Origin of the sequence: Methylobacterium sp. J-076 (assembly GCF_022829405.1) — a bacterium.
Taxonomy (GTDB): Bacteria; Pseudomonadota; Alphaproteobacteria; order Rhizobiales; family Beijerinckiaceae; genus Methylobacterium.
The window spans coordinates 12,690-35,019 of record NZ_JAKSXW010000094.1; the positions used below are offsets into that span (position 1 = coordinate 12,690).

The window sequence follows — 22,330 nt, forward strand, 5'->3', positions numbered from 1 at the left end:
CGCTCTCCTAGTCGAGCGAGGTCATGGCGGCCGTATCGACCGGGGCGTGCGTGTCGGCCCTGATCTGAGCGGCGAGGGCGGCATTCATCGCGAGGCGGGCCCCCGGCTGGACGAAAGTGCCAATCGCGGTTTGGACGGGGGAGCGTGGAACGCCGGGAACGGGTGCGACGAGACCCGAGACCGTCGCCACCGCCGAGGCGAGCATCTGCATGGATTGGCCCTGCGCGAGGGCATCGGCGCTTCCCGCCGTAACGGTCGAGACGATAGCAGCCTGCCCCGAGACCCATTGCGTCGCTGCCGAGACCGACATGCCGCCGCTGATGACGGAGGCAACGACACTCGGAAGTGCCGACGAGAGCCCGGCGAGCAGCGGTTCCGACGCCACGGGTCCAAGAACGCGGGCAGGGTCGAGAGCGGCTGGCACGGCGCCCCCCAGCATACCGAGGAGGCTATCGTGCCCCGCCAAGGCCATGAGGCCCGCCTGCCCGTTGGTGAGCCCGGAAAGGTTATCGCCCGCCGCCTGAAAGGCCGTGAGGGCGCTCGAAAGCCCGGATGACCCCGTAAGCGCTGAAATCAGGGCGCCAGCGTCCGATATGGCGCTTGATTGTAGTTGGGTAACGGCTTGCCCGATTTGGGCCTGTAGCCCCCCTGTGAGCGCAGCCATGGGGTTCGCCAGCACGGACGACAGGTTCCCGTCCGCCAGCACCTTCTGCATCAGGCCCGCGAGGTTGCCGCCCTGAAGCACCTTGGCGAGCGGCAGGTTCTCGAACATCGCGCTCGCGACCTTGCGATGCGGGGTCCCGTCGAGGAGTTGCAGGACGCTGGGGAGGGAGACGCCGCCAGACATCAGCCGATCCCACAGTTATGCAGGAACTTGGCCGTCGCCTGCTGGATCGTGCCGGCATCAACGTGGTGCTTCGATCCCCCGACCTCCGTCTGCACCGCCGCGCCATTGACCTGGTGGGCTGCGCCCTCGCGGATCGCCGTGACCGCCGTCTGCGAGACGTCGTGCAGGGATTTCTTGTCGTCGGTGCGGGTCTGGGCGGAGGTGGTCGAGACGCCCTTCAGCTTGTTAGGGTCCGAGCGGGCACCTGGCCGAAAGCGCCCGCTGGCAAGCCCGTTGACCTCGCCGTCCTGCGGCTGCTGCACGCCGCCGTTCTGGCGCCAGAAGCCGTGACCGCGCGTGCTGAAGTCAATCCAACCCTCGTCCCCAACCTCGGTAGGGAAGGTATGTGTGATGCCGCCTGACCCGCTCCAGTTGATCGGGATGTCCGTGAACTCGGGCAACTCGACGTAGGTCACGGTCCCATCGTCTTGGCGCTGCGGGATCTTGACCGCCGCCTTGACCGTGATGCTGTGCCCGTCGTCCGACTTCTTGGTCACGATGACCGGCAGGGACGTAAAGGTCTCAGCGCGCACGGCCTCCACTACCGCCCGCACGAATTCCTCGGGGCTCTGCTGGTTGCCGAGCGCCGCCTGCGCCGCGCCGTGACTGCCGGGTGCGTCGCTCATGCTCTAGTCCGGGACGAAGAAGACGCGGGAGGTGACGCCGAGCCCGTCGAAGGTCGGGATGTCACCCGTATCGGCGTCGGACGTGACGACGAGCCCGCCGGGGAACCCGAGATGGCGGTACTGCCCGAGGAGATCGACGCCGGTCACGAGAGGAATGCCCGCGACGAGGAGGTTCTGGTTCTCGTCTCCGATATCGAGGTTCCACGTCCCGACACCCGCGTCGTTCCACGTCAGCCGGAAGTTGTACGTCTTGGGCCCGAGATCTTGGACGAACCGCTGCGCCGTGCTCGGCACGATCTTCAATTCAACAATGCCATTGCTCACGGGCTTCCTCCGAAAACGTTGTAGTAGTTCGGCCCAGAGACTTGCAGGCCGCCTACCTCGGGCAGGGACGCAACGGAGAGATCCGGCACGGTGATGGCCTGCGCGCTGAAGCCGCTGCCCGGCATTGCCGTGATCTGATTGATAGTGAGATCTGGGCCGGGGATGTTGAGGCCGCTGGTGATGAAGTCCTGGCCAACCGCACGAGTCCCATCGACGGTGTAGGAGCCTGGATTGAAGGCCCCCGCAAAAGCCTGCGGGCTCACGTCCGTCCCCGTCACCGTGCCGCGATCCGTGACCGCGCCCGTATTGGCAGGGTCGGACTGATTGGCGGGGTTGGTGGCAGGCTGGACCGTGTTCGCGTTGCTGGTCTGCGTCCGGGAGATCTGCAACTCCCGGAAAGTGATCCGGGGCACCATGGCGTTGTAGGTGCGCGAGCTGATAGGGTCGGTTAGCGACTCCAACAGCATATTCCGATAGAGGCGACGACTAGTCGAGATCGTGAAGGGCTGCCGTGTCGCCTGTAGCGCCAGCAGCCTCGAATAGATCTGCTGGATGTAGCCGGAAAATCCCGCAGTCGAGTCGGACCAGCCTGCGACCATCTCAAGCCGGACGGGCAACTTAACGCTGTGATCTGAGCGCACTGCCCCGTCCTCGCAGGGATAGGCAGTGATCGCCAACGCATCGAGGCCGACCGCTTCGATGGTCACATCCGGGACGAGCGTCGCGATCTGAAAGGGCCCTCCCGTGAATAGGGCGTAGTTGCCGATGCCGCCGGCCATCGCCGCGCCTCCTACTCAGCGCCAGGTGCGCCGGGCGGGCGCGGCTGCAACCCTGCGGCGGCCTTCAACGCGGGGCCGGGCTTCAGGTCGAGGGACCCAATGTATTCAACGATGCTGTCCTTGAATTCCTCGATCAGGTAGCGGACGACCAAGGCTAACATCGTGAAGCCGTCGATGTCATCGTAAGCCGGCTGGTCGTTCTTAGTGTCCCAGAGGGGCATCCCCCCGCGACCATCCTCCTTTTCCCGCCAGATTTTGCCCATGCACTTACGAATGATCGTGTTGACGGTCTCCTCGTCGGCCGCAGCAGCAGCGCCGAGGACGCTCGTCGCCAGATCAATTGCATCGGCGATAACCTGATCGGTCGTGACGTCCTTTGGCACGCCCTCCTCTTGGCTTGCCGCAAGGCTTGCCATGCTGGCGAGGCGGGCGATGATCGCCTTGCGGCCCTGCTCTGGCTTCACCGCTCCGAGCAGGATCGGGGCGAGACGTCGTGCGATATGGACTTGCTGAAGCGGGTCGAGCTGTTGGGCGCTGTACTTGTGGCCGCGAAGCTCGAAGAAATGCACGCTCTGGTTGTAGCGCAGGGCCGTGCCGGCATAGTTGTCGATAGGTACTCCGTACCTGTTCCGCTTTTCAGACCGTATCATCACGAGATCTCTCTGATGTTATCTACTCTTTTTTTCGCGCGGTGGTCACATCCGCCGTATGCTTCTGATCAATGCGTCCAGCAAATGCTTGCGCAACACCGCTGAGGAATGAGTCACGATCAACCGGTTTCATGCTCTGAACGATGCTGGCCAATTTCCACATGACTGCCATCCCGTCGATGAACTGCCAGGTCTCCGCAAAGAGATCCTCGCGACGTGAAAGGTAGTCGTCCTCGACGGCCCGTCTGAAAGATGGATCTGCTAAGGCAGCAAGAGCGTGCTCTTCAGATATATTGCTTTCTAAATTTCGAGCCTGCGCAACTGCGGCGATGCTTTGGATGAAGGCATCGCTCGCAAACTTCGCAAAGCAGAAGCCAATCTTCCCGTTGAAGTGCTCAACGGTCTCTCCATCGTACTTGGCAACTGCCTCACGCACGGCTTCTTCTTGCGCTGAGACGTACACGCTATCCTTGATCGCCTGTTCACCGAAGCGGCTGATGGACAAGCCTGCGACTTCAGCGTGACGACGCATTAATTCGTATACGGCTTCATCAAGCGGAACCGTCACGTTTCGCTTCGGAGACTTAGGCCGCTCTGTACGAGAACGGCCAGTTCCATGAGCGGCCGGATCATTGTCTGGCATTCACCTGTCTCCCTGGTGAGGCAAGGCACCTGTCACGACGGTCCGTGCGATCTCCCTATTGCACACCGCGAGGAGTTGTGCAAGTTTCCTAATAGAAAACCTCCTAGAATCCAGGAGGTGAGCTACTAGAAGGCGGCTGAGACAGCCGGACATGGACCCCATGCAAGCAAAACCCCGCCGTGAGCGCGGGGCCCAGGCGGGGTTCGGAATTGTCACTTTGGTCGGCGACGGTTCCGAGTATACCGCACAGCCCCACACGCTTCAAGCTGCTAAGATTGCACGACAATTCGGATGCGGCCGCGAATTAGCTGAGGTCGTTGCGGGGATGGCCTACGGGTCAATCCCTGAGACGTGGAGGGGGGCTCGGTAATGCCTCGCTCCATCCCCTCGAAGGCTATCCGCCTAGTCCCTATGCTCGGCTCTCCTGCCGACCACGAAGCGCTGGCTGCCGCCCGCGCTATCGGTCGTGTTCTTGATGGGGCGGGACTCGGGTTCACCGATCTTGCCGCTTCAATCTCGGCTGAAGATACCGTGGACAATGTACACGGTATGGAGCGGCCGCCCGGCCCTGTTCCGCCGTTCGACACCTACGCTTGGCGGCGGGCCTACACGCCTCGACAGGAGCAGGAGCACCGGGCCCACGTCCGGTTCTGCCAGAACCGCGCCCACCGCCTCACGGAATGGGAACGGGGGTTCATCGGCAACGTCGCTCGACTCCATGGCAACCTGTCGATCCGGCAGGGGGACCGGCTCGCCGCCATCGTAGATCGGATTGGACGGGAGACGCGGCACGCATGACGCCGACCCTCTCTGAGATCGCATCAGCCCTACGGGGTAAGGTTCAGGGGCAACGGGTTCTCGCACCCGGCCCCGGCCACTCGCACAAGGATCGCTCGCTCTCGATCCGCCTGTCCGACAGGTCGCCGGACGGGTTCGTGGTCCACTCTCATGCAGGCGATGACTGGCGCGACTGCCGGGATTACGTCGCGGAAGCGCTCGGCCTGCCAGCGGACCGCTGGAGGACCCCGACGCCGCTCGACCCCATCGAAGCGATGCAGCGCAGGGAGCAGCAGCGGAAGGTCGAGGAGTTAGAGCGCGCCGAGATCGCTCGCCGGCAAGCCCGTGCCCGTAAGATGTGGGAGGAGGCCGGCGACCCGCGAGAGACCGTCGTTGAGGCGTACCTGAACCGCCGGGGCCTCGAACTGCCAGACGACATCGCCGGGGCGGTCCTGCGCTTTCACCCCCGCTGCCCGTGGGAGCGCGGCACGATGCCGGCGATGGTCGCCGCGATCCGCTGCGTCGAGACTGGCAACATCGTTGGTATCCACCGCACGGCCTTAGCCGAGGACGGGAGCAAGGTCGGCCGGATGGTCTACGGCACCGCCTCGCGCGGCGCCGTCATGCTCGACCCCTACGAGTCCGTGCAAGGCGCCGTAACGGTCGGCGAGGGCATTGAGACCTGCATGACCGCCCGGCAGATCGGGTTGGGTCCGGTGTGGTCGCTGATCTCGACCTCGAACATCGCGGCGCTGCCGCCCCTCCCCAACGTCTCGCACCTCACCGCCCTAGCCGAGCGGGATACCGCCCCCTCGCAGCCGAGCGCGACCGCCTTTGAGGCCGTCGCCCGTCGCTGGCACGCCGCCGGCCGCACCGTCGAGCGGATATGGCCGCCGGAGGGCTGCGGCGACCTCAACGATAGCATCCGAAGGGACCGCGCCTGATGGTAGCTGCCCGACCTGCTGAACCCTTCGTCCGCGTCCACCGCGAGACCTACCGGCCGTCCCGGCAAGACAACGGCCAGCGCTCGACAGTCGTCCCCCTTGAGCGGGACCGGTTGGAGATCGCGCCCGCCATGAGCGCGGCTCCGTCCTTCCCCGTCGAGCATCTGCCGCCGGTAATGCGGGATGCTGTCGAGGCCCTAGAACATCACGTCCAGGCGCCCCGCTCGCTCTGCGCACACTCCATCCTGTCGGCAGCGATGTTGTGCTGCCAAGGGCTGGCAGACGTTCGGATCGAGGGACTTCCGGCGCCGCGGCCTCTATCGCTCTTCATGCTGGCCGTCGCCGTCTCCGGCGAGCGGAAATCTGCCTGCGATGACCTCGCCCTGATGTCGGTCGCGCGGGCCGAGGCGCAGCTCCGCGCCGAGCACGTCGAGGAGTTGCGCGAGTACAAGGCCACTCACGCCGCCTTCGAGGCCGAGAAGAAAAAGATCGAGCGGGACAACAAGCTCAGTCACGAGGAGCGTCGGCAGCGCCTGCGGGCGCTCCGCGAGCCCGACGTGCCGCTCGCCCCGGTGATCCGCGCGAAGGAGCCGAACTTGGAGGGTCTGTTGAACCTCCTTCAGATCGGGCGCGGCTCGGTCGGGATCTTCACGTCCGAGGGCGGCCAGTTCCTCGGCGGCCACGGCATGACGCAGGAGGCGAAGACGAGGACCGTCACGGGCCTGTCGGAGCTATGGGACAGCGGATCGGCGCAGCGGGTACGGGCGCGGGAGACCCTGTTCCTCAACGGATGCCGTGTCGGCATCAGCCTCGCCGCACAGCCGCGCGTGGCATCAGCCCTCCTCGGGGACGAACTGGCGAAGGATCAGGGCTTTGTCGGCCGCTTCCTCATCACCATGCCGGACAGCCGGATCGGCTTACGCCAGATCCGGGGGACGAACCCGCTCACCGATATGCGGCTGACCGACTTCCACGACCTCTGCCGCCAATGCCTGAATGCGGGCCTGCCCCTGCGCGAGGGGAGCCGCAATCAACTTGAGCCCCCGGTTCTCGACCTCGACCCTGACGCCGCGATCCTATGGAGGCAGTTCGCGCAGTCCGTTGAGGACGGGTGTGCGCCGGGCGGCCCGTGGGTGCCGGTACGGTCGGCGGCGCTCAAGATGGCGGAGAACGTGGCGCGCATCGCGGCAGTCTCGACCGTGTTCCAGGCCCCCTCGATCACATGGCCGAGCCGGATCGCCAGGGCGGATCGCGTCCTTGAGGCGACTGTGCCGGCCGAGACAATGGCCGCCGCCATCGCGGTGGGGACCTTCTACCTGCAAGAGGCTCTGCGCCTGACCGGCCACGCGATCCTCGACCCTGAAACCCGCGCCCAGAACGAGTTGGCCGAGTGGGTGGCCGAGAAGCATAGCCCCGGTGACCTTACCGCCCCGAGCATCTTGCAGAAGATGGCGCCCAGCCATCTCCGCACCGATGCCGCAACTCTCCGGCGCCGCGTCGAGGCCCTTGTCGGGTTTGGACGTCTCGAACCTGCTGGCCGCCAGGAGATCGGCGGCAAGGCGTACCGCGAGACCTTCCGGGTGCTGGGGGAGGCGGCGTGATGGCCGGCGATCTTCCCCTGTTCGACCCGTTCGCGGCCCTAGCGCAGATCCGCCGCGAGGGGAGCAAAGGAGCAGGGGCCAGACTCCCGCAAGAACTTCCGCAGAAACTTCCGCAACCGGCTGCGGAAGCAGTTCTTGAGCAATCACAAGAACTTGGTGCTACTTCCGCAGCTTCCGCAACTTCCGCAGGGGGTCCGCTTGCGCACTCACTCGCGCACCCGCCCGCGAGAGAAGAAGAAAGAAAAAATAATTTAATTATTTCATACACTTACGCGAGGAGGCCACGCGCTCGGGCCCTCACGGTTGAGCACGCGGCCACAGAGCCTGCGGAAGTTGCGGAAGCTGCGGAAGTTTCTCTAAGTCGTTGTAATCAAATCATAACCGCCGGAGCAGGGGCTGCGGAAGTTTTTGAGGACGGGCTGCGGAAGTGGCGTTCAGCCCTCACGGGACTGTCTCCGGATCGGCCCCCATGCCCCGGCTATCGGTCTGAGGAGTGGGCCCGCACCCTGGCTCGCGCCCTTGCCTTCCTCGACACCTTCGGCGCGCAGGCCGAGGCGTTGGGTTGGACGGCCTCGCGCCTGTTCGGAGTCCACCCCACCGCTGGCATCGTTCGCGTCGATCACTGCGGGGCCCTCGTCCTGCCGGTTGCCGGTCCCGTTCGCGCCATCACCGCGACGGAGGTGAGCTTCGGCCACCTCACCCACCGCGAGAAGCTCAGCCAGCCGCAGGGCGTGCCGTGGTGGGAGTTCGGCCGATGATCCCCCTCATTGATCGCTGGGGACCGTTCGGCCCTGACATCGATCCGGCCGAGCGCCGCGCCCGGAGCCGACGCAGCCTTGGCGGTCACAGCTGCGTCGAAGCCCTGCGCCTCACGACCTCCGACATCAGCGCCTCATTCATCGCGACGAAGCGCCGGGTCAGCAGCGGTTTCAGCAAAGGGAAGATCACCGGCACAAGCGCGCCGGCGAACGTCTCGACCTGTTCCAGCGTCACCACGCCCGACGCCTCTGTTACGCCGAAGCTGTGCGTGCCGGTCATCAGCCTCGGTAGGCCGCCGCGCCATGTCAGCCGCGTGCCATGCTCCAGTTCCGTGATGATCGTCGGGACGCTGAAGAAGACCCGGCCGTCTACCGTCAGCTCGGCATTCCAATCAGCACCTTCGGCCAGCTCGCCGTCGACCCTGCGGATGAAGGGGTTCCATTGCGGGTACGACGGCAAATCGACCAGGACCCGCCATACCTCATCCGCACGCCCCGGGATCGAAAGTTCGGTGGTGATCTGCATGGCGGCTTCTAACCGATCCTCTCCGCGAGAGGTCTGACCCTGCCCCACAAGCCCGAACTCGACCGCTCGTTTCAACTCGGCCGCACCCCCCTGCTGTCCATCTTCAAACGCGCAGTCTGTAGCCATGCGATCAGCCCGTTGAGCGCCAGCAGAGCTTCCGTCCGAGCATCAGTCTGGAAGAAGGTCACCCGATCAAGATCCTGCGCCAGCGTATCAGACGCTAGAAGGGCATCCTCCATCGCCGTTTCGAGCGGAGAGGACGCCTCGATCTCCCGCCGCAGCAACACAACAGTGTTCTCGGCGGTCATTCTGACTCGATCACCCATTCCGGCCTTGGCCGCCTCTACGATGTCGATCCACGGCCACAGGGCGGTAGCCAGAACTTTGGGAAGGCTCGACGTGTCCAGAGCGCGTGGCATCGATCTCAGGCGAACTTCTCAGACTACGGCCTCCCTAAACACACAGGCTGCGATGTACGGCATTGATGCAGGTGACGTTTCGATCACAATGCAAGGATCGAAGGCATGACCGCCCGCGAGCAAGCCGCCTTCGCCGCCGGGGTTGAGGCCGCCCGGCAGATGGCGATGGTTGCCGCCGTCACCTTAGAAAACCGCGATGACGCGGGCGAGGTTCGCCAGCGCGCCGCTGTCGCCGCCCTTCAGGGGCTGGCCTCGGGGCTGAAGGATGCATTCCTCACCAGCAGCTCCACGGCAACTCCATCTGAAACCACGCATTCCTGAAAGCCGTAAAACCTGAAACGCAGGTTTGCCGGTTTCATGTTATACGGACGAGTGAGAGGCATTTGTGATGAAGGACTTAGGGGCACGCATTCGGAAGCTGGAGGCAGCCGCCTTCAAAGTCGGCCCGGCGCTCGCCGTGCGCCGCTTCATCGTGCAGGGGCCAGCGGCGTTGCCGGAGGCGGATGCCTTCGCATTCCTGCGCGAGCAGGGCCATGACATCCGAGACACCGATCTCAACATCGTCCGCGTCGTCATCGGTGCTGAGGACGGGCATCCTGTTGACCTGCCCCTCAAGGATCTGACGCCTCAGACCCACGATGCTGCATCCGCTCTGCATTTGCAGCGCACGAGCGGTCTCTGAGGGCGGCTTAGATATGCCGGGCAAACCATTCCAAGCCGGACAGAGCGGCAACCCTGCGGGCAAGGCCAAGGGCACCCGCAATCGAACCACTATGGCCCTGGAAGCCATCCTCGATGGTGAGAGCGAGGCCCTGACCCGCCGGGCCGTCAAAATGGCTCTGGATGGCGATACGGTCGCCATGCGGATGTGCCTCGACCGTCTGATGCCGGTGCGGAAAGACAGGCCGATCACCTTCACCCTGCCGGAGATCGAGACCGCTGCTGACCTGACGAAAGCGACCCGTGCGCTGATGCAGGGGGTAGCGGACGGGGAGATCACCCCCAGCGAGGCGGCCGAGTTGAGCAAGCTGGTCGACGCTCATGTGAAGGCCATTGAGGCCGTGGATTTCGCTACCCGCCTCGCAGCCCTCGAACAGACCGCAGGCGATAAGGGAGGACGGCGATGACGCCCCGCACGATGGACCGGATCGCTCGCCTAGAGGCGAAGGCCGCACCGCCTTCCCCCGGCAAGCACCTTGTGTTCAAGGTCGAGGCCCCGCACGGGATGCCGCTCGCTGAGATCGTCGCCTTCCTGCGGGCTCGCGGGCACGCCATCCACGACGAGGACGACGTGTTCGTGATGAACCTCGACTCCTACAGCATCCCCAAAGGCCAGCCACCTCGTGACCTAGCTCCCGCCATCCTGTCTGAGGCAGACCGAGCCGCCGCGCCGGCAGGTGGGGTATGGCCGGAGAGGCTTGTTCACTTCACGTTCGTTTTGGACAGCCCCAGGGGCTCGCAGTGACTCCGAAGCTAGTGGACAGGCTTTCTCGCCTCGAAGGCGCTCAGCGGGCCGCTAATGCGATTGTAGAGCCTATGCCGCCATGGCTGGCCGGCGCTCATCTCAAGGCCATTGCGATTGGGCTTGGTGGCTTTCCCCGCGCCCCGCAGGTGACATCGCAGTACCGGGCGGACTCGCTGAACGATGGGTTCGCACGTGCCCTCGGCTTCGCGGACGAGAGCGATATGGCCGCCGAGCTGAGCGTAGATCCGAGCCAATGGCAGGATCGCATGAAGGCGACTGAAGCGGCCTTGGCAAAGCGATATCTCCATCAGGAGACCGTCGACGACCTCGGCGGCATTATGGGGATGATGAAGGGCGTTTTGGACGAGTGGCGTAAGGCCAAGGCGGCGAAACTGCCAGGCACCCCGCATCACTGGCCGTCTGAGGAGCCCCAGCTTGACCCCAGGGCGCTTGGGGTGAGGGCGGCCCTCGCGAGGTTCGGGGCGACGACGCCAGAGCACGTTGAGGAGGCCTGCGAATGTCGCCCAGCCCAGAGGGACGCCTCGCTCGCCTGGAGGCCGAACAGACCCCAAAGCGGCTGCTAAAGACCTCGTTCTCCCCTGCCCTGCGACTGTTGCGGCTGCTGATAGCCGTACACCTGGGCGACCTACAACCGCACGAGCCCGTAGCGGCAGGTATCGCTAAGGCTCTTGGCTACGGAAGCGCTTTGGAGATGCGGTCGGCCCTAATGGAGAAGGGGGAGAGCACCCTGGATTGGAGCAACCGCCACAACGATGCAGTGAAGCGGATGCTGGTGAGGACTGAAGGCATCCTGCAGGCTCGCGCGACGCTCCTTCGCCTTTTCGATGAGTTGCCTGCTTGGGCTCGCACCCATTCTTTCGCCGCCGGCCCCGACTTCGACACGGCGGCAGAGTGGGTGAGCCTATAATGGTACTTGCAGAGCGACTGGCCCTAAGTGCGCTGCTTCGTCAGAGCGCATCAGCCACTAATTGTTGCCGGAGTCGTCTGATGCGATGTGAAGCGCCGTCATTCCGTTAAGGAGCGCAGCGAGTTCCGCCTGCCTTGAGGTGCCGGTTTTGGCGTACACAGCGCTGAGTTGCGCGCGAATGGTGCTCTCGGCGACGCCCCCCTGTACGGCCGTTGCGGGTACACTAAGCCCACGGGCTATGTCGCGAGCTACGCGAGCCTCGGCGGGCGTAAGGTCGAACAAACCTTGAACAAGGCTGGCGCTCAGCAGATGCTGCGCCTCGGTCGTCGTTGCGACGATCAGACAAGCAGTGCGGGCGAAGACGTCGCGCGCAACACCTCTTACTGGGACGACGTGCAGAATGGTCGGACCATGCTGGGCGTTGGCTGGTATCGGAATGGACGCTCCGATTGCTGAGCCGGGCGTCGACCGGGCGCGGTGCAGGTAAGTCTGTACCTGGGCATGCGCAGCTTGGTAGGTGACGATAAGCCCGCGAGGACCATCCTGAACCACTGCTGGCATCAGCGCCTCGAACCGGTCGTTGCACGCAAGCAGGCTACCTCGGCTCGAAACCGCTGCCGCGGCGAGGCCGAGGGCGGCTAAATCATTGACCGTCGCCTCATAGCGGCTCTGGGCATACCGTGCCGCGAGTAGTGCTGCGCGAGCGAGATGGGGCCGATAGACATCGAGATGTTCTGCCTGGTCTCTCAGGAAACTACCTTGCTCATAACGCCGCTCAATATTGACGACGAGGGTATCGCCATTCGGAACCGCGATGGCGGTGCCAAGATGCCACCCGCCTCCTATTTGCCGCATATAGCCGTACATCGGTTCCGCATCGAGTTCTTCATGCGTGAACAGATCTAGATCTGTAAGAAAGCCGGCGTGATCGCGCCTGACGCCTCGTTCAACAAGCGGGTTCTTCGCCATCCAGCCCGCTGCGAGGAACTGATCGAAGAATTCAGTTGTCTGGGGGGATGCGATCCATCGTGTAGCCTCAGAAGTCACAGTGAATAGCATCCCGCCCCATGCATCCGTCATCCCGGAGAGGCGATTCAGAAGGGTCGGCCATAGTTCAGGTATGTGTGCCACCTCGTAGATGGCATCAATGAGCGACTCATCTATCGGGCGCATTATAGCAATGTAACCTGGCGAGCTTGGACCGCTCGTTCCTAAACTTAAAAAATCACGTGCCGATAGAATGCCAAGCAATCTGCGCAGTGCATAATCCGCACATGCCTCGCACGAGTTCGACGTATCCGTAGCGCCACGCTGCCCTCGTGGCTGCCGCAGAAATCAATCATCTCCTATCAGGATCCTGATATCCCCCAATTTGAGGATGCGAGGCCTCCCCCCGCCAAAGTACCGATAGGTTATGAAACGGGAGGCTTCGCTGTATGGCGAGTGAGAGACGCGAAAAAATCCGGGTGCTGAGCAATGGGACGAGGGCTAAGCGTCCTTCGTCACGCCAACGCAGCCATCGACAATGGATTGTGCGTTGGATCGGCGCAAGCAGGCATAAACCTGTCAGTGCCAAGAACAAATGCGCAGTGCAAGTACCGATGGCGTCTGTCGAGTACCTCAGCTGGAATGATACTTTAGGAAAGGCCACAAGGATCAATACGAACGATAATTCTAATTTCACCGCAGAAATATTGAAACTGATGCCTAGGATCTAATAGATGACAAGGGGTTGACTGGCGTCTATAAATAAGTCGTGTCGATTAAATTACTATAATAAAACAAGTCGATCAAGATTTTAGTAATCCAAATAAAATATAAATCTAATAATTAGCATGGCAGGATGTTTTATTCATTACCGACAAAACGCTGCAGAAAAATGATTTGATCGACATGCTGCTAAATCTTTTATTATAGAAACCCACTCCCCGAATGCCCCTTAAAGGCGTTCGCCCGCCGGATGTATCCGACGACGGTTCGCGGATCCCGGTGGCCTGACTGATCCATGATCCGGGCGAGATCCGCGCCCCGCTCGGCTGCGGTAGTGATGTAGCCGGCCCGCAGGGAGTGAGCCCCGAACGTCGAGGCATCGAGCCCGGCAGCGGTGCAGTATCGCTTGATGATGTCCGCGACGGCTTGGGTGGTGAGGCGGGGAGGTTTTTCGGAAATCACCGAATAAACCCGTACCCTTCCTGAGCGCGAGATCGGCCGGAACACCGGGCCCTCCTTAATGCCCGCCGCGTCGAGCCATTCGCGCACCAAGGCGACCGGCCGGATGAAGCGGCCATGTGGGATCGCCTTCTCGAACCCCCTGCCCTCCTGATCCACCTTCGACCGCCGGACCATCACCCGCAGGCCCTCGGGATCCTCGCGGAGATCTTCCACATCGAGAGCGACAAGCTCGGAGCGGCGGAAAGCACCTGCGAAGCCCAGCGCGAGCAACGCCCGATCTCGCTTGCCGGTCAGCGTGTCGGGCGTCCGCATCAAGAGCGCTGCCAGAATGTCCGCCGTTGCAGCGGCCTTCTGTGTCGGCGCCACGCCCACCCGGCGGCGGATGCCCTTCATGGTGGCGCGCACGCTCTCATCATCCGTAGGGTCCGCCGCCCCCGCCAGCTTGTGCGCGTACCGGATCGCAGCCAGCCGCCGGCCGATGGTGGACGCCGAACGCCCCGCCTCGGCCTCGTGGACAAGAAAACCCGCGACGGCTTCCGCGCTCGCCGGCAATGGTCTGAAACCGGACCAAAGGCACCATGCCTCGAACGCTTTCGCGTCGGCTGTGTAGGCCCGCACCGTCGCATCCGCCTTGCTGGCCCGCTGATAGGCGCGGACGATGGCGGCAGCTTCGGCCGGTAAAGTCTCCCCAGACGGAAGACTTTGGACGGCAAGGGCGTGCGCATTATGCACACCCTCGGCCGGGAGGATTTCAGGGATCTTCGGCACAGCATCCTCTGCCCGCGCCGAGCGCGCCCGCGATCATGTCGCCTAGCACGCCATCCGCCCAATCGTTCGGGAGGCGCATGTAATGGCTCGGCCTGCGGATCATGCCGCACGCGAACCGACCCTCGGTCCATTCCAGGGCGAGGCACGGCCCCTCGGCCGGATGATCGGGGATGTACTTCCGAGCCACGCCGCACGGTTCCTCCGCGCAGCACCACCCGCACCCATTGCAGGGCGAGCCCGTCGCCGGCTTCACTGGGAGGCGAGCGCCGGCCGTGCCGTCTATCAGCGGAATGGCCGCGCCCATGGATATAGCTCCGGCTTCACTTCCTCACCGCGCTTGCGATCCTGCCTGCGCAAAACTTTCGAGAAGAACGATTATCGAAAGTTACACGAGGAACGGAGTGGATGCAATGCTTTAATGCTGTAATGCTACAGCGCAACAGCACCGCAGCACGGTAGCGGGACGGCGCCATCGCATCATCCCGTCACGGCGCTGTGGCGCGGCAGCACTGTCGCACTGTGGCACTGCGCTGCTACAGCATGACGGCAACCCGAGACCCCCATGCGAACGATTGCCCTCGTCACCCAAAAGGGCGGCGCCGGAAAAACCTCGATTTCCGCCAGCCTGTCCGTTGCCGCGTCGGAGGCCGGTGAGAAGGTCGCCGCGCTCGACCTCGACCCGCAGGGCTCGCTTGCCGCCTGGGGCGACGGGCGCACTGCCGATTTTCCCGCCGTGGACCGCGTGAAGCCGGAGCAGCTTCCCAACCTGCCCGCGATCCTTCAAGCCCTCGCGGGGCAGGGGTTCACGCTCGCCGTTCTGGATACAACCGGCATGGCCTCGACCAGCGGCAACCTTGCCATGCAGGCCGCCGACCTCGCTCTGATCCCTGCCCGGCCGTCCCGCCTCGACCTACAGGCGACCATGCCAACCATCGAGACCCTTATGCGCTTCGGGATGCGGGACCGCTTCGCCTTCGTCCTGAACCAGTGCGCCGCCGGCCGCTCGGCTCGCACGACGGAAGCCGCCAGCGGGCTCGGCATGTTCGGCGTCCTGGCCGAGCCCGCGTTGACCCTGCGCGCCGACCATCAAGACGCGCTCGCCTCGCACAAGGGCGTGACGGAATATGCGCCCGATGGGAAAGCGGCCGACGAGATCCGCCAGCTATGGGCTTGGGCAGATCGCAAGATGAAGGCGAACAAGGCGTGAGCAAGCGACCGTCCCTCATCGGGGGCCTAACCCTGCCGACCTCGGACGAGCCAGCGCCCGTCGCACAGGAGCCAGCCGCCGAGGCTCAGGCGCCCGCGCCGGATCGCCCCGCCCCACCTAAACCTGCCCCCGGCCGGCGCCCGCGCCCCGATGTCGTGCATACCTCCGTGTACCTGCCGCGCGAGGTTCACCGCCGGTTGCGCGAGATCGCGTTCACCCGCGACGTGAAGGTCCACGATGTCATCATGGAAGGCATCGACGCGGCCTTGCAGAAGCACGGGCACCCGCCGGCCGGGAAGCTCAAAGGCGAGGCGTAGCGCCGTAGCGGCGCAGCATCGTCGCGCTGTCATGCGGTGATGCTGTAGCACTACAGCGCTAAAATGCTATGGCGCTGTGATGCTTTGATGTCGTCGCGCTACAGCACTAAGAGAGGCATCCGCCGTGGCACGGTCGGAATGCGCAGAGCCGGGCGAGCTTCAATGATGGGGCCGCCCGGCAGCCGCCGCCCTACTTCGCTCCCCCACCCCCTGCTTGCCGAGCCGCTTCCGTCGCGACTGAAAACGGCGCAGCGTCGAGGAGGGCTTCTAGGTCGGAGTGGCGGATGACCGTCGTGGCCCCAACCTTACGGGCCGGGAGATGCCCGTCAGCTATGAGTTGGTAGATCGTGGAGCGACTGAGGCCGAGCATCGTGGCGGCATCCTTCGGCCTGTAGGCCAAAGGGGTCAGTGGCTCCGTCGTCCGCACCCGATCCATAGCCTCGCCTCGACCCGCTACCGCCCCTTGCCGCCCTCCGCGAACTTCCAGACCGGCACGACCCACACCTGCCCGATCATGTTTCGGTAGCCTGAGGTTCGGGTGGCGCTATCGCTCGTCGGCGAGTGGACCGCGGATCAGATGCCCCGCTGAGACGGACGAGCCTCGATGTTGAGGCCGCCCGGCGGTGGTGCTGATGTCTGGGTTGGGTGGATCTCCGTCAATCCGCTTTCGAGCAGCGCCAGCATCGAAGCGGACATAGCCGAAGGACCGGCCACGATCCGTTGCGGACGAATGGGCCGGTTGCCGCTAGATCATCCCTCATGACAGAACACACAGGTATCCACGTACGGCGCGCCGATCATGTCGGCTTCGCGGTCGCGTCCCTCGACGAGGCGCTTGGGTTCTGGGTCGATGGGCTCGGCGCGCGACTTGTGCGGACGGGCGAGATGGGGGGAGAGTTCCTTGGTCAAGTGACCGGAGCGCATGGGGCGAAGGTGCGCATGGCAATCGTTTCGCTGGCGGACCAGACGATCGAACTCCTGGAGTATCAGGGGCCGGACCGACCAAGCGCGCCGGCCAAGCCGTTCGACCCTGGGTTCGCGCATCTGGCCCTTGTTGTCGATGATATCGACGCGCTCCTGGTGCGGATCGCCGCCTACGGCTGGAAGACGCAAGGCATTCCGCAACCGATCGCGAGCGGCGCGCGGGCTGGAACGCGGGTGATCTACGCCGTTGGTCCTGACGGCGCGACGATCGAGTTTATGCAGCCGCCAGCTACGGCCCAAGATCACTGATCCCGCTAGGCCGCGGACCGCTTGCTACAAGGAGCCCAAGTCGCCGGATGACCGTCGAGTGGCTGCTTATGGGAAGCCTCCATGGCGATGCAGGCGACCGGGTTGGGTCGGAAGCAGGATGGCTGCTCTGGGTGGATTTCTGCCGGTCCGCTTCCGGATAGCGGATGCAACGAAGCGGAAATAGTAGCGGGGACAGCTCACGACCCTTCTCGGACCCTCATAAGGTCCGCTTCCAGGATACGCGGCGCACCTGCTCGCTTCAGCACCCATAGGGTCGCGCGATCGCCTCGCAGAAGTCGAGGAAGGCTTCAACCTTCGCTGGCGACAGGCGCCGCGACGGCCGCACCGCGTGGAGCGGGAAGGTCTCGCCCGGCCAGTCGGGAAACAGCTCGACCAATGCGCCACTCGTGACCAGGCCTTCGATCCCGAGCGCGAGAACCTGCGCGATCCCCGCGCCCGCCACGCAGGCGGCGACCATCGTATCGACGTCGGCGAAGGTCAGCGAGCCCTGGGTCGCGATGGGCAGCGTCTCCCCGTCGCGCAGGAAATCCCAGGCGAACGGGCGTCGCCGCTGGGGGTCGAGGAACTGGATGCAGTTGTGTCCGGCGAGCGCGACCGGGGTCGAGGGCCGCCCGCACCGTTCGAGGTAGGCCGGCGCCGCCACGGTGAGAACGCGCGTGCGCAGGAGCAGCCGTGAGGACAGGCTGGAGGGCGGTTGCGGGCCGAAGCGGATCGCCACGTCGATACCCTCGGCGACGAGGTCGCCCGCATCGGGCTGCTGGACGATTGTGGTCTTCAGGTCGGGGAAGCGCGCGACGAACTCGGGCAGCCGCGGTGCCAGCACATGGCGCGAGAAGATCGGATTGACGCTCGCCCGTAGCGCGCCGCGGACGCTACCGGCCGTTCCCGATGCAAGGTTCGCCGCGGCCTCGATCCCCGCCAGGTGCGGGGCGGCGAGTTCGTAGAGCCGCGTGCCCTCGCTCGTAAGGCTCAGCGAGCGCGTCGTGCGGTCGAGCAACCGCACTCCGATCCGTTGCTCCAGCCGCGCGACGGCGCGGCTGACGCCGGATGCCGAGAGGCCGAGCATCTCCGCGGCACGGGTGAAGCTGCCGCCCTCGACCACGGCGGCCAGCACGCTCATGCCGCCGAGGAGCCGCCCGTCGAAGGCCATGATCTATTCCGTGATCTTCGGCACAAATGAAGTGCGCCTCATGCCACTAACGCACGGATGGGCTTCGGGCCACCTTCACCGCGGCGGTCGAGCACCGGTCGCCCAATGGATGAGGTGAAGCATGTTCGTCGTCACGGGAAGCACGGGTCAGGTCGGCGGGGTCGTCGCCAGAACGCTGTTGGAAGCCGGGTTGCCGGTGCGCGTGGTAGTTCGCGACGTGGACAAAGGCGCGGCCTGGAAGGCGCGTGGATGCGCGGTCGCCGTCGTGCCCGACGCTGCGGACGCCGAGGCGCTCGCGGCCGCCTTCGCGGGCGCGGCGGGCGTCTTCCTGATGAACCCGCCGAACTACGACCCCGCGCCCGACTTCCCAGAGAGCCGCCGCGCCGCTGCGGCGACCGCGTGGGCGGTCGGCGAAGCCTTGCCGGGACGGGTCGTGCTGCTCTCGACGGTCGGCGCTCAAGCCACCGCGTTCAACCTGCTGAACTGGGCGGGCTTCTTCGAGACGGCGCTCGCCGGAACAGGCCTCCCCATCGCGCTGTTGCGTGCGGCCTGGTTCATGGAGAATGCCGCCTGGGACCTTCCCGCGGCGCGCGAGGGCCACATCGCGAGCTATCTCCAGCCCGTCGACCGCGCCATCGAGATGGTGAGCACGCACGACGTCGGACGGACGGCTGCCGATCTCCTGCGCGAGGACTGGGCCGGGCCGCGCATCATCGAACTGGCTGGGCCTCGCAAGTACAGCCCGAGCGACGAGGCGGCGGGCTTGTCCGCCGCGCTCGGACGGCCCGTCGAGGCGGTCGCGGTCCCGCGCGAGACCTGGGAGGCACGCTTCCGCGCCGAGGGCATGCGGCATCCGGAGGCGCGCATCGCCATGCTCGACGGCTTCAACGAGGGCTGGATCGACTTCGCGCGTGAAAGCGCCGAGCATCGCACCGGCACCGTCGCCTTTGAGACGGTGCTGCGCCACATCGTCGAAGACGGTTGAACCTTTCGGTCCGATGCCATGGCTTCGAGAACGACCTTCCCGACGCGGCGCGCGCTGATCATGTCGGGCGCCGCCGCGACGGCCCTGTCCGCGACGGCGGCTACCGACCCGTTCTTACCAGGGCCGACGGGACGGCCCGATGCCATCCGGAGAACACCGATGTCGCGCATCCTCATCACCGGCTCGTCCGAGGGGCTCGGGCTCATGGCCGGCCGGCTCCTCGCCGAACAGGGGCACGAGGTCGTGCTCCACGCCCGCAACGCGACGCGCGCGGAGGATGCGCGCCGCGCGTTGCCCGAGGCGAAAGCGGTCATCGAGGGCGACGTCGCGACGCTGGCCGGGATGCGCGCGGTCGCGGACGGGGCCAACCGGCTCGGCCGCTTGGACGCCGTCATCCACAACGTCGGGATCGGCTATCGCGAGCCGCGGCGCATCGAGACGGCGGACGGTCTTCCGCACGTCTTCGCGATCAACGTGATGGCGTCCTACGTGCTCACCGCGCTGATCGAGCGGCCGCGGCGGCTCGTCTATCTCTCCTCAGGCATGCACCACGGCGTGCGCCCGGCTCTGGACGACCTGACCTGGATCAAAAGGCCCTGGGCTGGCGCGCAGGCCTACGCCGAGAGCAAGCTCTACGACACGGTGCTCGCCTTCGCGGTCGCGCGGCGCTGGCCGGGCATACTGTCGAACGCGGTTGAACCGGGCTGGGTGCCGACGCGCATGGGCGGTCCCGGCGCGCCCGACGACATGGACCAAGCCCACCGCACGCAAGCGTGGCTTGCGGCGAGCGACGACGCGGCGGCGCGGGTCACCGGCGGCTACTTCCACCACCTTCGCCAGCGCGAGCCGAACCCGGCCTCGCGCGACGAGGGTGTGCAGGGTGCGTTGCTTGCCGCCTGCGAGGCGCTCTCAGGCGTCACCCTGCCGGCGTGAGTGGAGACGTGTACCGGCCGACCTGGTCTCGGCTCCGAGGCTCGTAACGCGGAGAGCTGAAGGTCGGGTCTCGGGCGTCAAGGTAACGTCTGTTCACCACCCCGAGCTGAAGTTGCCGGACGGCTGACGAACGTCCGCTTCGGAGAAGGGATGACGGCGGCCCAGGCGTCTGGGTTGGGTCGCAATCGGAAGTTCGGCTTGAGCGACCCGCTACCTCCCCTTGCCGCCTTTCGCGAAATCCCAGACCGGCAGCCCCCAAATCTGGCCGGGCTTGTTCCGGTAGGCGGACCCGCTCTCGAACACGACCCGACTGGCTTCGACCGCCACGGGCTTGTTCCCGCTGATAAGCAGCGCGCCGCAGTAATCCACGCGCAGCGTCCCATGCTCAGGGTGGACCGCGAACAGTTGCGGGGCCGTCCATCCTAGCCGGTGCGCCTCGGCGCCGAGCCGGTCGCAGAACTCAATTCCGGCCTCGCGGATCGCGGCCCATTTCGCCGGGACGAGGTAGCGGCAGGGCGAAGCGTGGGGCGACAGGTTCTCCAAGGCGCCGCGCCAGATCGCGGCGGCATCGGGGAGCATGGTGGGGGTGAGACCGGATGACATTCGGCCGAGCTACGGCAGATCGCCCGAGCCCGCCATGCGGCTGAACGCGGGATTGCCGCGTGTCTCCTCGAATTGAAAGCGACTGCACCGACGAGGCCGCGCGGTTGTCCTGCGCTGCTCTGACGGCGCTCGGGGCGGGGGTCCCGGTCGCTAGGCGGAATAGGGGCCGACCGGGTTAACGATCCGTTGATGACAGCCCCGGCGGATTGATGAAGGGTAGGGGTTACTGCCCTCGGCTCGCGGCGTTGCGCCGATCCTGCCAAGCCGTGATCCAGTAGACCAAGGCGCTGGCTGCGACGAACGACCCGGGCCCGAGGAGAAGGGCCGTGAAAAGCCCTATGCCCGTCCCGCAGTTCGTCACGGCCGGGTGCCACTCTCGCGCCGGTTGAGCCACAACGCCAGCGCGCCACCGCCGAACGGGACCGCGAGGAGCAGCGCAAGCTGTTCCGTCGTCATGGCGCTATGCCGCCCGGCGCGCCCAAAATGCGACGCCCCAGCCGAAGGCAACCGCCATCACAGGGGCGACGATGAAAGCGACAATCTGAACGTCCGTCATGGCTTGAGCCCCTTCAGGACTGTGCGGGCCGCGAGATGCAGGGAACCGCTCGCCGCTAGAAAGATCGCGATGCCCAGCACGAGAGTCAACGCCGACAAGTGCGAACCCGTGCCGAGGCCAAACACGGCCGCGACGAGAGGGGCGACGACGCCCGCCGTGAAAAGCCCGCCAGCCGCCGTGTTCAGATAGGTTGCCGTGAGCTTCGTCCGCTCATTCGTGACGAGCCTGCGAGCCGTGTCGTCGGCGTCACTCACCCTTCGGACTTCCGCCGCAGCTTCACCCCCGGCTCCCCGCCATTGGTGAACTCGACGCCGGCCGCCTCCAATGAGCGTCGCAGCTTATCGAGCGTATCAACACGCGTTTGAACCAACCCCTCGCCAGGCTCAAGGCGCTTGATTGTGGGTATGGAGACGCCAGACGCCTCTGCCAATCGCTCCTGCGACCAACCGAGAAGGGCACGCGCCGCACGGAGCTGAGATCGGTCCATAATGCTTTCTGGATCATTTTCGATGCTAATGGCATTGACAGGCCATTCGCATCACGTATGATCCTAATGGTATCACAAGCGATGCCGAAGGCAACTCCGATGTCCAACCGCCGCCCCCTCAACTGGAACGCCGCCCTCCGCGACCTGAACGGCGACCGCCTCGCCGTCATCCCCGGCCTCGTCACTGCCCGCAACCGCGTCTCGGCCTTCGCCGGCTTCCGCAAGACCCCACTCTTGGTCGCCGGCCAGTTCAATCGCTCCGCCATCATGGCGCTCGCTGCCGACGCCGCCCGCGACCATCAGGGCCGCTACGGCGGCACCTGGGCCGCAGCCATGTCCGTGTGCCTCAAGGCCGCGTGGCAGGCCGCCAAGATCGCCCGCACCGCCGGCGCGCACTGAGGGGGCGACCGTGCAGAACCCCGCCATCCGCACCCCCGCCCAGCGCCTCCACGATGCCCGGCAGGATCACGCCCGCTGCCTCCGGCTGGCGGCTTGGTATCGCCGCCGCCTGTCCTGCGGGGAGCGCGCGATGCGCGAGCGGCACGATTGGGCGCTCGGTCAGGCCCGCAGGC

The 22,330-nt window shown here is 65.3% G+C and carries 30 protein-coding genes; 15 read left to right on the forward strand and 15 right to left on the reverse strand.

What is annotated here, in order from left to right:
- Nucleotides 1-7 precede the first annotated feature (7 nt).
- The 6 genes from MKK53_RS09065 to MKK53_RS09090 are packed head-to-tail and all read right to left on the reverse strand — an operon-like array spanning nucleotide 8 to nucleotide 3,833.
- Nucleotides 8-847, reverse strand: coding sequence for a hypothetical protein (locus MKK53_RS09065; RefSeq protein ID WP_243928370.1), 840 nt, complete (start codon nucleotides 845-847; stop codon nucleotides 8-10).
- A complete protein-coding gene (locus MKK53_RS09070) occupies nucleotides 847-1,512 on the reverse strand; it encodes a Gp138 family membrane-puncturing spike protein (protein WP_243928371.1) in 666 nt (221 codons plus the stop codon). Before MKK53_RS09070 ends, MKK53_RS09065 begins: the two co-directional genes overlap by 1 nt.
- Nucleotides 1,513-1,515: 3 nt before the next feature.
- Nucleotides 1,516-1,836 carry a phage baseplate plug protein gene (locus MKK53_RS09075; RefSeq protein ID WP_243928372.1) on the reverse strand — a complete coding sequence of 107 codons (321 nt, stop codon included), beginning with the start codon at nucleotides 1,834-1,836 and terminating at the stop codon, nucleotides 1,516-1,518.
- Nucleotides 1,833-2,615 (reverse strand): phage baseplate protein, encoded by a 783-nt coding sequence (locus tag MKK53_RS09080; RefSeq protein WP_243928373.1) that lies wholly within the window; start codon nucleotides 2,613-2,615, stop codon nucleotides 1,833-1,835. Before MKK53_RS09080 ends, MKK53_RS09075 begins: the two co-directional genes overlap by 4 nt.
- Before the next feature lie 11 nt (nucleotides 2,616-2,626).
- Entirely contained in the window at nucleotides 2,627-3,265 is a 639-nt protein-coding gene (locus MKK53_RS09085; RefSeq protein ID WP_243928374.1) for a phage tail assembly chaperone, read from the reverse strand.
- Between the two features lie 22 nt (nucleotides 3,266-3,287).
- A complete protein-coding gene (locus MKK53_RS09090) occupies nucleotides 3,288-3,833 on the reverse strand; it encodes a hypothetical protein (RefSeq protein WP_243928375.1) in 546 nt (181 codons plus the stop codon).
- A 606-nt stretch (nucleotides 3,834-4,439) separates the two neighbouring features.
- Between MKK53_RS09090 and MKK53_RS09095 the strand changes: the two genes are divergently transcribed.
- The 4 genes from MKK53_RS09095 to MKK53_RS09110 all read left to right on the forward strand — a co-directional run bounded on the left by MKK53_RS09095 (nucleotide 4,440) and on the right by MKK53_RS09110 (nucleotide 7,988).
- Nucleotides 4,440-4,706 carry a hypothetical protein gene (locus tag MKK53_RS09095; protein ID WP_243928376.1) on the forward strand — a complete coding sequence of 89 codons (267 nt, stop codon included), beginning with the start codon at nucleotides 4,440-4,442 and terminating at the stop codon, nucleotides 4,704-4,706.
- The gene (locus tag MKK53_RS09100; RefSeq protein ID WP_243928377.1) at nucleotides 4,703-5,629 is read left to right on the forward strand and encodes a toprim domain-containing protein; all 927 of its coding nucleotides are present in this window, start codon (nucleotides 4,703-4,705) and stop codon (nucleotides 5,627-5,629) included. Before MKK53_RS09095 ends, MKK53_RS09100 begins: the two co-directional genes overlap by 4 nt.
- Nucleotides 5,630-5,805: 176 nt before the next feature.
- On the forward strand, nucleotides 5,806-7,230 hold the full coding sequence (locus MKK53_RS09105; RefSeq protein WP_279598921.1) for a YfjI family protein: 1,425 nt from the start codon (nucleotides 5,806-5,808) through the stop codon (nucleotides 7,228-7,230).
- 557 nt (nucleotides 7,231-7,787) lie between these two features.
- Entirely contained in the window at nucleotides 7,788-7,988 is a 201-nt protein-coding gene (locus MKK53_RS09110) for a hypothetical protein (protein WP_243928378.1), read from the forward strand.
- Nucleotides 7,989-8,073: 85 nt separating this feature from the next.
- Here MKK53_RS09110 and MKK53_RS09115 read toward each other — a convergent pair whose 3' ends face one another.
- Nucleotides 8,074-8,514, reverse strand: a complete 441-nt coding sequence (locus tag MKK53_RS09115; RefSeq protein WP_243928379.1) for an SRPBCC domain-containing protein — start codon at nucleotides 8,512-8,514, stop codon at nucleotides 8,074-8,076.
- A 71-nt stretch (nucleotides 8,515-8,585) separates the two neighbouring features.
- On the reverse strand, nucleotides 8,586-8,933 hold the full coding sequence (locus MKK53_RS09120) for a hypothetical protein (protein ID WP_243928380.1): 348 nt from the start codon (nucleotides 8,931-8,933) through the stop codon (nucleotides 8,586-8,588).
- Nucleotides 8,934-9,038: 105 nt separating this feature from the next.
- Between MKK53_RS09120 and MKK53_RS09125 the strand changes: the two genes are divergently transcribed.
- The 5 genes from MKK53_RS09125 to MKK53_RS09145 all read left to right on the forward strand — a co-directional run bounded on the left by MKK53_RS09125 (nucleotide 9,039) and on the right by MKK53_RS09145 (nucleotide 10,982).
- Nucleotides 9,039-9,254 carry a hypothetical protein gene (locus MKK53_RS09125; protein ID WP_243928381.1) on the forward strand — a complete coding sequence of 72 codons (216 nt, stop codon included), beginning with the start codon at nucleotides 9,039-9,041 and terminating at the stop codon, nucleotides 9,252-9,254.
- Between the two features lie 67 nt (nucleotides 9,255-9,321).
- A complete protein-coding gene (locus tag MKK53_RS09130) occupies nucleotides 9,322-9,615 on the forward strand; it encodes a hypothetical protein (RefSeq protein WP_243928382.1) in 294 nt (97 codons plus the stop codon).
- Nucleotides 9,572-10,060: a DUF5681 domain-containing protein gene (locus MKK53_RS09135; RefSeq protein WP_313901538.1), complete on the forward strand. Its 489-nt coding sequence runs from the start codon at nucleotides 9,572-9,574 to the stop codon at nucleotides 10,058-10,060. Before MKK53_RS09130 ends, MKK53_RS09135 begins: the two co-directional genes overlap by 44 nt.
- Nucleotides 10,057-10,398 (forward strand): hypothetical protein, encoded by a 342-nt coding sequence (locus MKK53_RS09140; protein ID WP_243928383.1) that lies wholly within the window; start codon nucleotides 10,057-10,059, stop codon nucleotides 10,396-10,398. Before MKK53_RS09135 ends, MKK53_RS09140 begins: the two co-directional genes overlap by 4 nt.
- A gap of 221 nt (nucleotides 10,399-10,619) precedes the next feature.
- On the forward strand, nucleotides 10,620-10,982 hold the full coding sequence (locus tag MKK53_RS09145) for a hypothetical protein (protein WP_243928384.1): 363 nt from the start codon (nucleotides 10,620-10,622) through the stop codon (nucleotides 10,980-10,982).
- A gap of 401 nt (nucleotides 10,983-11,383) precedes the next feature.
- Here MKK53_RS09145 and MKK53_RS09150 read toward each other — a convergent pair whose 3' ends face one another.
- Nucleotides 11,384-12,499, reverse strand: a complete 1,116-nt coding sequence (locus MKK53_RS09150) for a helix-turn-helix transcriptional regulator (protein WP_243928385.1) — start codon at nucleotides 12,497-12,499, stop codon at nucleotides 11,384-11,386.
- 738 nt (nucleotides 12,500-13,237) lie between these two features.
- Nucleotides 13,238-14,266: a site-specific integrase gene (locus MKK53_RS25560; protein WP_243928386.1), complete on the reverse strand. Its 1,029-nt coding sequence runs from the start codon at nucleotides 14,264-14,266 to the stop codon at nucleotides 13,238-13,240.
- Between the two features lie 562 nt (nucleotides 14,267-14,828).
- On the opposite strand from MKK53_RS25560, the gene MKK53_RS09160 reads away from it, so the two are divergent.
- Both MKK53_RS09160 and MKK53_RS09165 read left to right on the forward strand, forming a co-directional pair.
- Nucleotides 14,829-15,473, forward strand: a complete 645-nt coding sequence (locus tag MKK53_RS09160) for an AAA family ATPase (protein ID WP_243928387.1) — start codon at nucleotides 14,829-14,831, stop codon at nucleotides 15,471-15,473.
- A 155-nt stretch (nucleotides 15,474-15,628) separates the two neighbouring features.
- Nucleotides 15,629-15,790: a hypothetical protein gene (locus tag MKK53_RS09165; RefSeq protein WP_243928388.1), complete on the forward strand. Its 162-nt coding sequence runs from the start codon at nucleotides 15,629-15,631 to the stop codon at nucleotides 15,788-15,790.
- Between the two features lie 190 nt (nucleotides 15,791-15,980).
- On the opposite strand, the gene MKK53_RS09170 is transcribed toward MKK53_RS09165, so the two are convergent.
- The gene (locus tag MKK53_RS09170; protein WP_279598918.1) at nucleotides 15,981-16,226 is read right to left on the reverse strand and encodes a helix-turn-helix domain-containing protein; all 246 of its coding nucleotides are present in this window, start codon (nucleotides 16,224-16,226) and stop codon (nucleotides 15,981-15,983) included.
- Between the two features lie 323 nt (nucleotides 16,227-16,549).
- Here MKK53_RS09170 and MKK53_RS09175 point away from each other — a divergent pair, with 323 nt between their 5' ends.
- Nucleotides 16,550-17,023 (forward strand): VOC family protein, encoded by a 474-nt coding sequence (locus tag MKK53_RS09175; RefSeq protein ID WP_243928390.1) that lies wholly within the window; start codon nucleotides 16,550-16,552, stop codon nucleotides 17,021-17,023.
- Nucleotides 17,024-17,282: 259 nt separating this feature from the next.
- Here the strand turns inward: MKK53_RS09175 and MKK53_RS09180 are convergent, their stop codons facing one another.
- Complete coding sequence (locus MKK53_RS09180) at nucleotides 17,283-18,194, reverse strand: LysR family transcriptional regulator (RefSeq protein ID WP_243928391.1); 912 nt, start codon at nucleotides 18,192-18,194, stop codon at nucleotides 17,283-17,285.
- Nucleotides 18,195-18,315: 121 nt separating this feature from the next.
- On the opposite strand from MKK53_RS09180, the gene MKK53_RS09185 reads away from it, so the two are divergent.
- Both MKK53_RS09185 and MKK53_RS09190 read left to right on the forward strand, forming a co-directional pair.
- Entirely contained in the window at nucleotides 18,316-19,179 is an 864-nt protein-coding gene (locus MKK53_RS09185) for an NmrA family NAD(P)-binding protein (protein ID WP_243928392.1), read from the forward strand.
- Nucleotides 19,180-19,338: 159 nt separating this feature from the next.
- Nucleotides 19,339-20,112 carry an SDR family NAD(P)-dependent oxidoreductase gene (locus MKK53_RS09190; protein WP_243928393.1) on the forward strand — a complete coding sequence of 258 codons (774 nt, stop codon included), beginning with the start codon at nucleotides 19,339-19,341 and terminating at the stop codon, nucleotides 20,110-20,112.
- Nucleotides 20,113-20,322: 210 nt separating this feature from the next.
- On the opposite strand, the gene MKK53_RS09195 is transcribed toward MKK53_RS09190, so the two are convergent.
- The 3 genes from MKK53_RS09195 to MKK53_RS09205 form a co-directional block, all read right to left on the reverse strand.
- The gene (locus MKK53_RS09195; RefSeq protein WP_243928394.1) at nucleotides 20,323-20,715 is read right to left on the reverse strand and encodes a hypothetical protein; all 393 of its coding nucleotides are present in this window, start codon (nucleotides 20,713-20,715) and stop codon (nucleotides 20,323-20,325) included.
- A gap of 552 nt (nucleotides 20,716-21,267) precedes the next feature.
- Nucleotides 21,268-21,525, reverse strand: coding sequence for a hypothetical protein (locus MKK53_RS09200; RefSeq protein WP_243928395.1), 258 nt, complete (start codon nucleotides 21,523-21,525; stop codon nucleotides 21,268-21,270).
- Nucleotides 21,522-21,758: a helix-turn-helix domain-containing protein gene (locus tag MKK53_RS09205; protein WP_243928396.1), complete on the reverse strand. Its 237-nt coding sequence runs from the start codon at nucleotides 21,756-21,758 to the stop codon at nucleotides 21,522-21,524. Before MKK53_RS09205 ends, MKK53_RS09200 begins: the two co-directional genes overlap by 4 nt.
- Nucleotides 21,759-21,857: 99 nt before the next feature.
- On the opposite strand from MKK53_RS09205, the gene MKK53_RS09210 reads away from it, so the two are divergent.
- The gene (locus tag MKK53_RS09210) at nucleotides 21,858-22,157 is read left to right on the forward strand and encodes a hypothetical protein (protein WP_243928397.1); all 300 of its coding nucleotides are present in this window, start codon (nucleotides 21,858-21,860) and stop codon (nucleotides 22,155-22,157) included.
- Nucleotides 22,158-22,330: the final 173 nt, after the last annotated feature.

Coding starts and splice junctions, on each gene's coding strand:
- MKK53_RS09065 (WP_243928370.1), bottom strand. CDS start 847: ATGTCTGGCGGCGTCTCCCTCCCCAGCGTCCTGCAACTCCTCGACGGG.
- MKK53_RS09070 (WP_243928371.1), bottom strand. CDS start 1,512: ATGAGCGACGCACCCGGCAGTCACGGCGCGGCGCAGGCGGCGCTCGGC.
- MKK53_RS09080 (WP_243928373.1), bottom strand. CDS start 2,615: ATGGCCGGCGGCATCGGCAACTACGCCCTATTCACGGGAGGGCCCTTT.
- MKK53_RS09085 (WP_243928374.1), bottom strand. CDS start 3,265: ATGATACGGTCTGAAAAGCGGAACAGGTACGGAGTACCTATCGACAAC.
- MKK53_RS09100 (WP_243928377.1), top strand. CDS start 4,703: ATGACGCCGACCCTCTCTGAGATCGCATCAGCCCTACGGGGTAAGGTT.
- MKK53_RS09105 (WP_279598921.1), top strand. CDS start 5,806: ATGCGGGATGCTGTCGAGGCCCTAGAACATCACGTCCAGGCGCCCCGC.
- MKK53_RS09115 (WP_243928379.1), bottom strand. CDS start 8,514: ATGCAGATCACCACCGAACTTTCGATCCCGGGGCGTGCGGATGAGGTA.
- MKK53_RS09120 (WP_243928380.1), bottom strand. CDS start 8,933: ATGCCACGCGCTCTGGACACGTCGAGCCTTCCCAAAGTTCTGGCTACC.
- MKK53_RS09125 (WP_243928381.1), top strand. CDS start 9,039: ATGACCGCCCGCGAGCAAGCCGCCTTCGCCGCCGGGGTTGAGGCCGCC.
- MKK53_RS09130 (WP_243928382.1), top strand. CDS start 9,322: ATGAAGGACTTAGGGGCACGCATTCGGAAGCTGGAGGCAGCCGCCTTC.
- MKK53_RS09135 (WP_313901538.1), top strand. CDS start 9,572: ATGCTGCATCCGCTCTGCATTTGCAGCGCACGAGCGGTCTCTGAGGGC.
- MKK53_RS09140 (WP_243928383.1), top strand. CDS start 10,057: ATGACGCCCCGCACGATGGACCGGATCGCTCGCCTAGAGGCGAAGGCC.
- MKK53_RS09145 (WP_243928384.1), top strand. CDS start 10,620: ATGGCCGCCGAGCTGAGCGTAGATCCGAGCCAATGGCAGGATCGCATG.
- MKK53_RS09150 (WP_243928385.1), bottom strand. CDS start 12,499: ATGCGCCCGATAGATGAGTCGCTCATTGATGCCATCTACGAGGTGGCA.
- MKK53_RS09160 (WP_243928387.1), top strand. CDS start 14,829: ATGCGAACGATTGCCCTCGTCACCCAAAAGGGCGGCGCCGGAAAAACC.
- MKK53_RS09170 (WP_279598918.1), bottom strand. CDS start 16,226: ATGGATCGGGTGCGGACGACGGAGCCACTGACCCCTTTGGCCTACAGG.
- MKK53_RS09175 (WP_243928390.1), top strand. CDS start 16,550: ATGACAGAACACACAGGTATCCACGTACGGCGCGCCGATCATGTCGGC.
- MKK53_RS09180 (WP_243928391.1), bottom strand. CDS start 18,194: ATGGCCTTCGACGGGCGGCTCCTCGGCGGCATGAGCGTGCTGGCCGCC.
- MKK53_RS09185 (WP_243928392.1), top strand. CDS start 18,316: ATGTTCGTCGTCACGGGAAGCACGGGTCAGGTCGGCGGGGTCGTCGCC.
- MKK53_RS09190 (WP_243928393.1), top strand. CDS start 19,339: ATGTCGCGCATCCTCATCACCGGCTCGTCCGAGGGGCTCGGGCTCATG.
- MKK53_RS09195 (WP_243928394.1), bottom strand. CDS start 20,715: ATGTCATCCGGTCTCACCCCCACCATGCTCCCCGATGCCGCCGCGATC.
- MKK53_RS09205 (WP_243928396.1), bottom strand. CDS start 21,758: ATGGACCGATCTCAGCTCCGTGCGGCGCGTGCCCTTCTCGGTTGGTCG.
- MKK53_RS09210 (WP_243928397.1), top strand. CDS start 21,858: ATGTCCAACCGCCGCCCCCTCAACTGGAACGCCGCCCTCCGCGACCTG.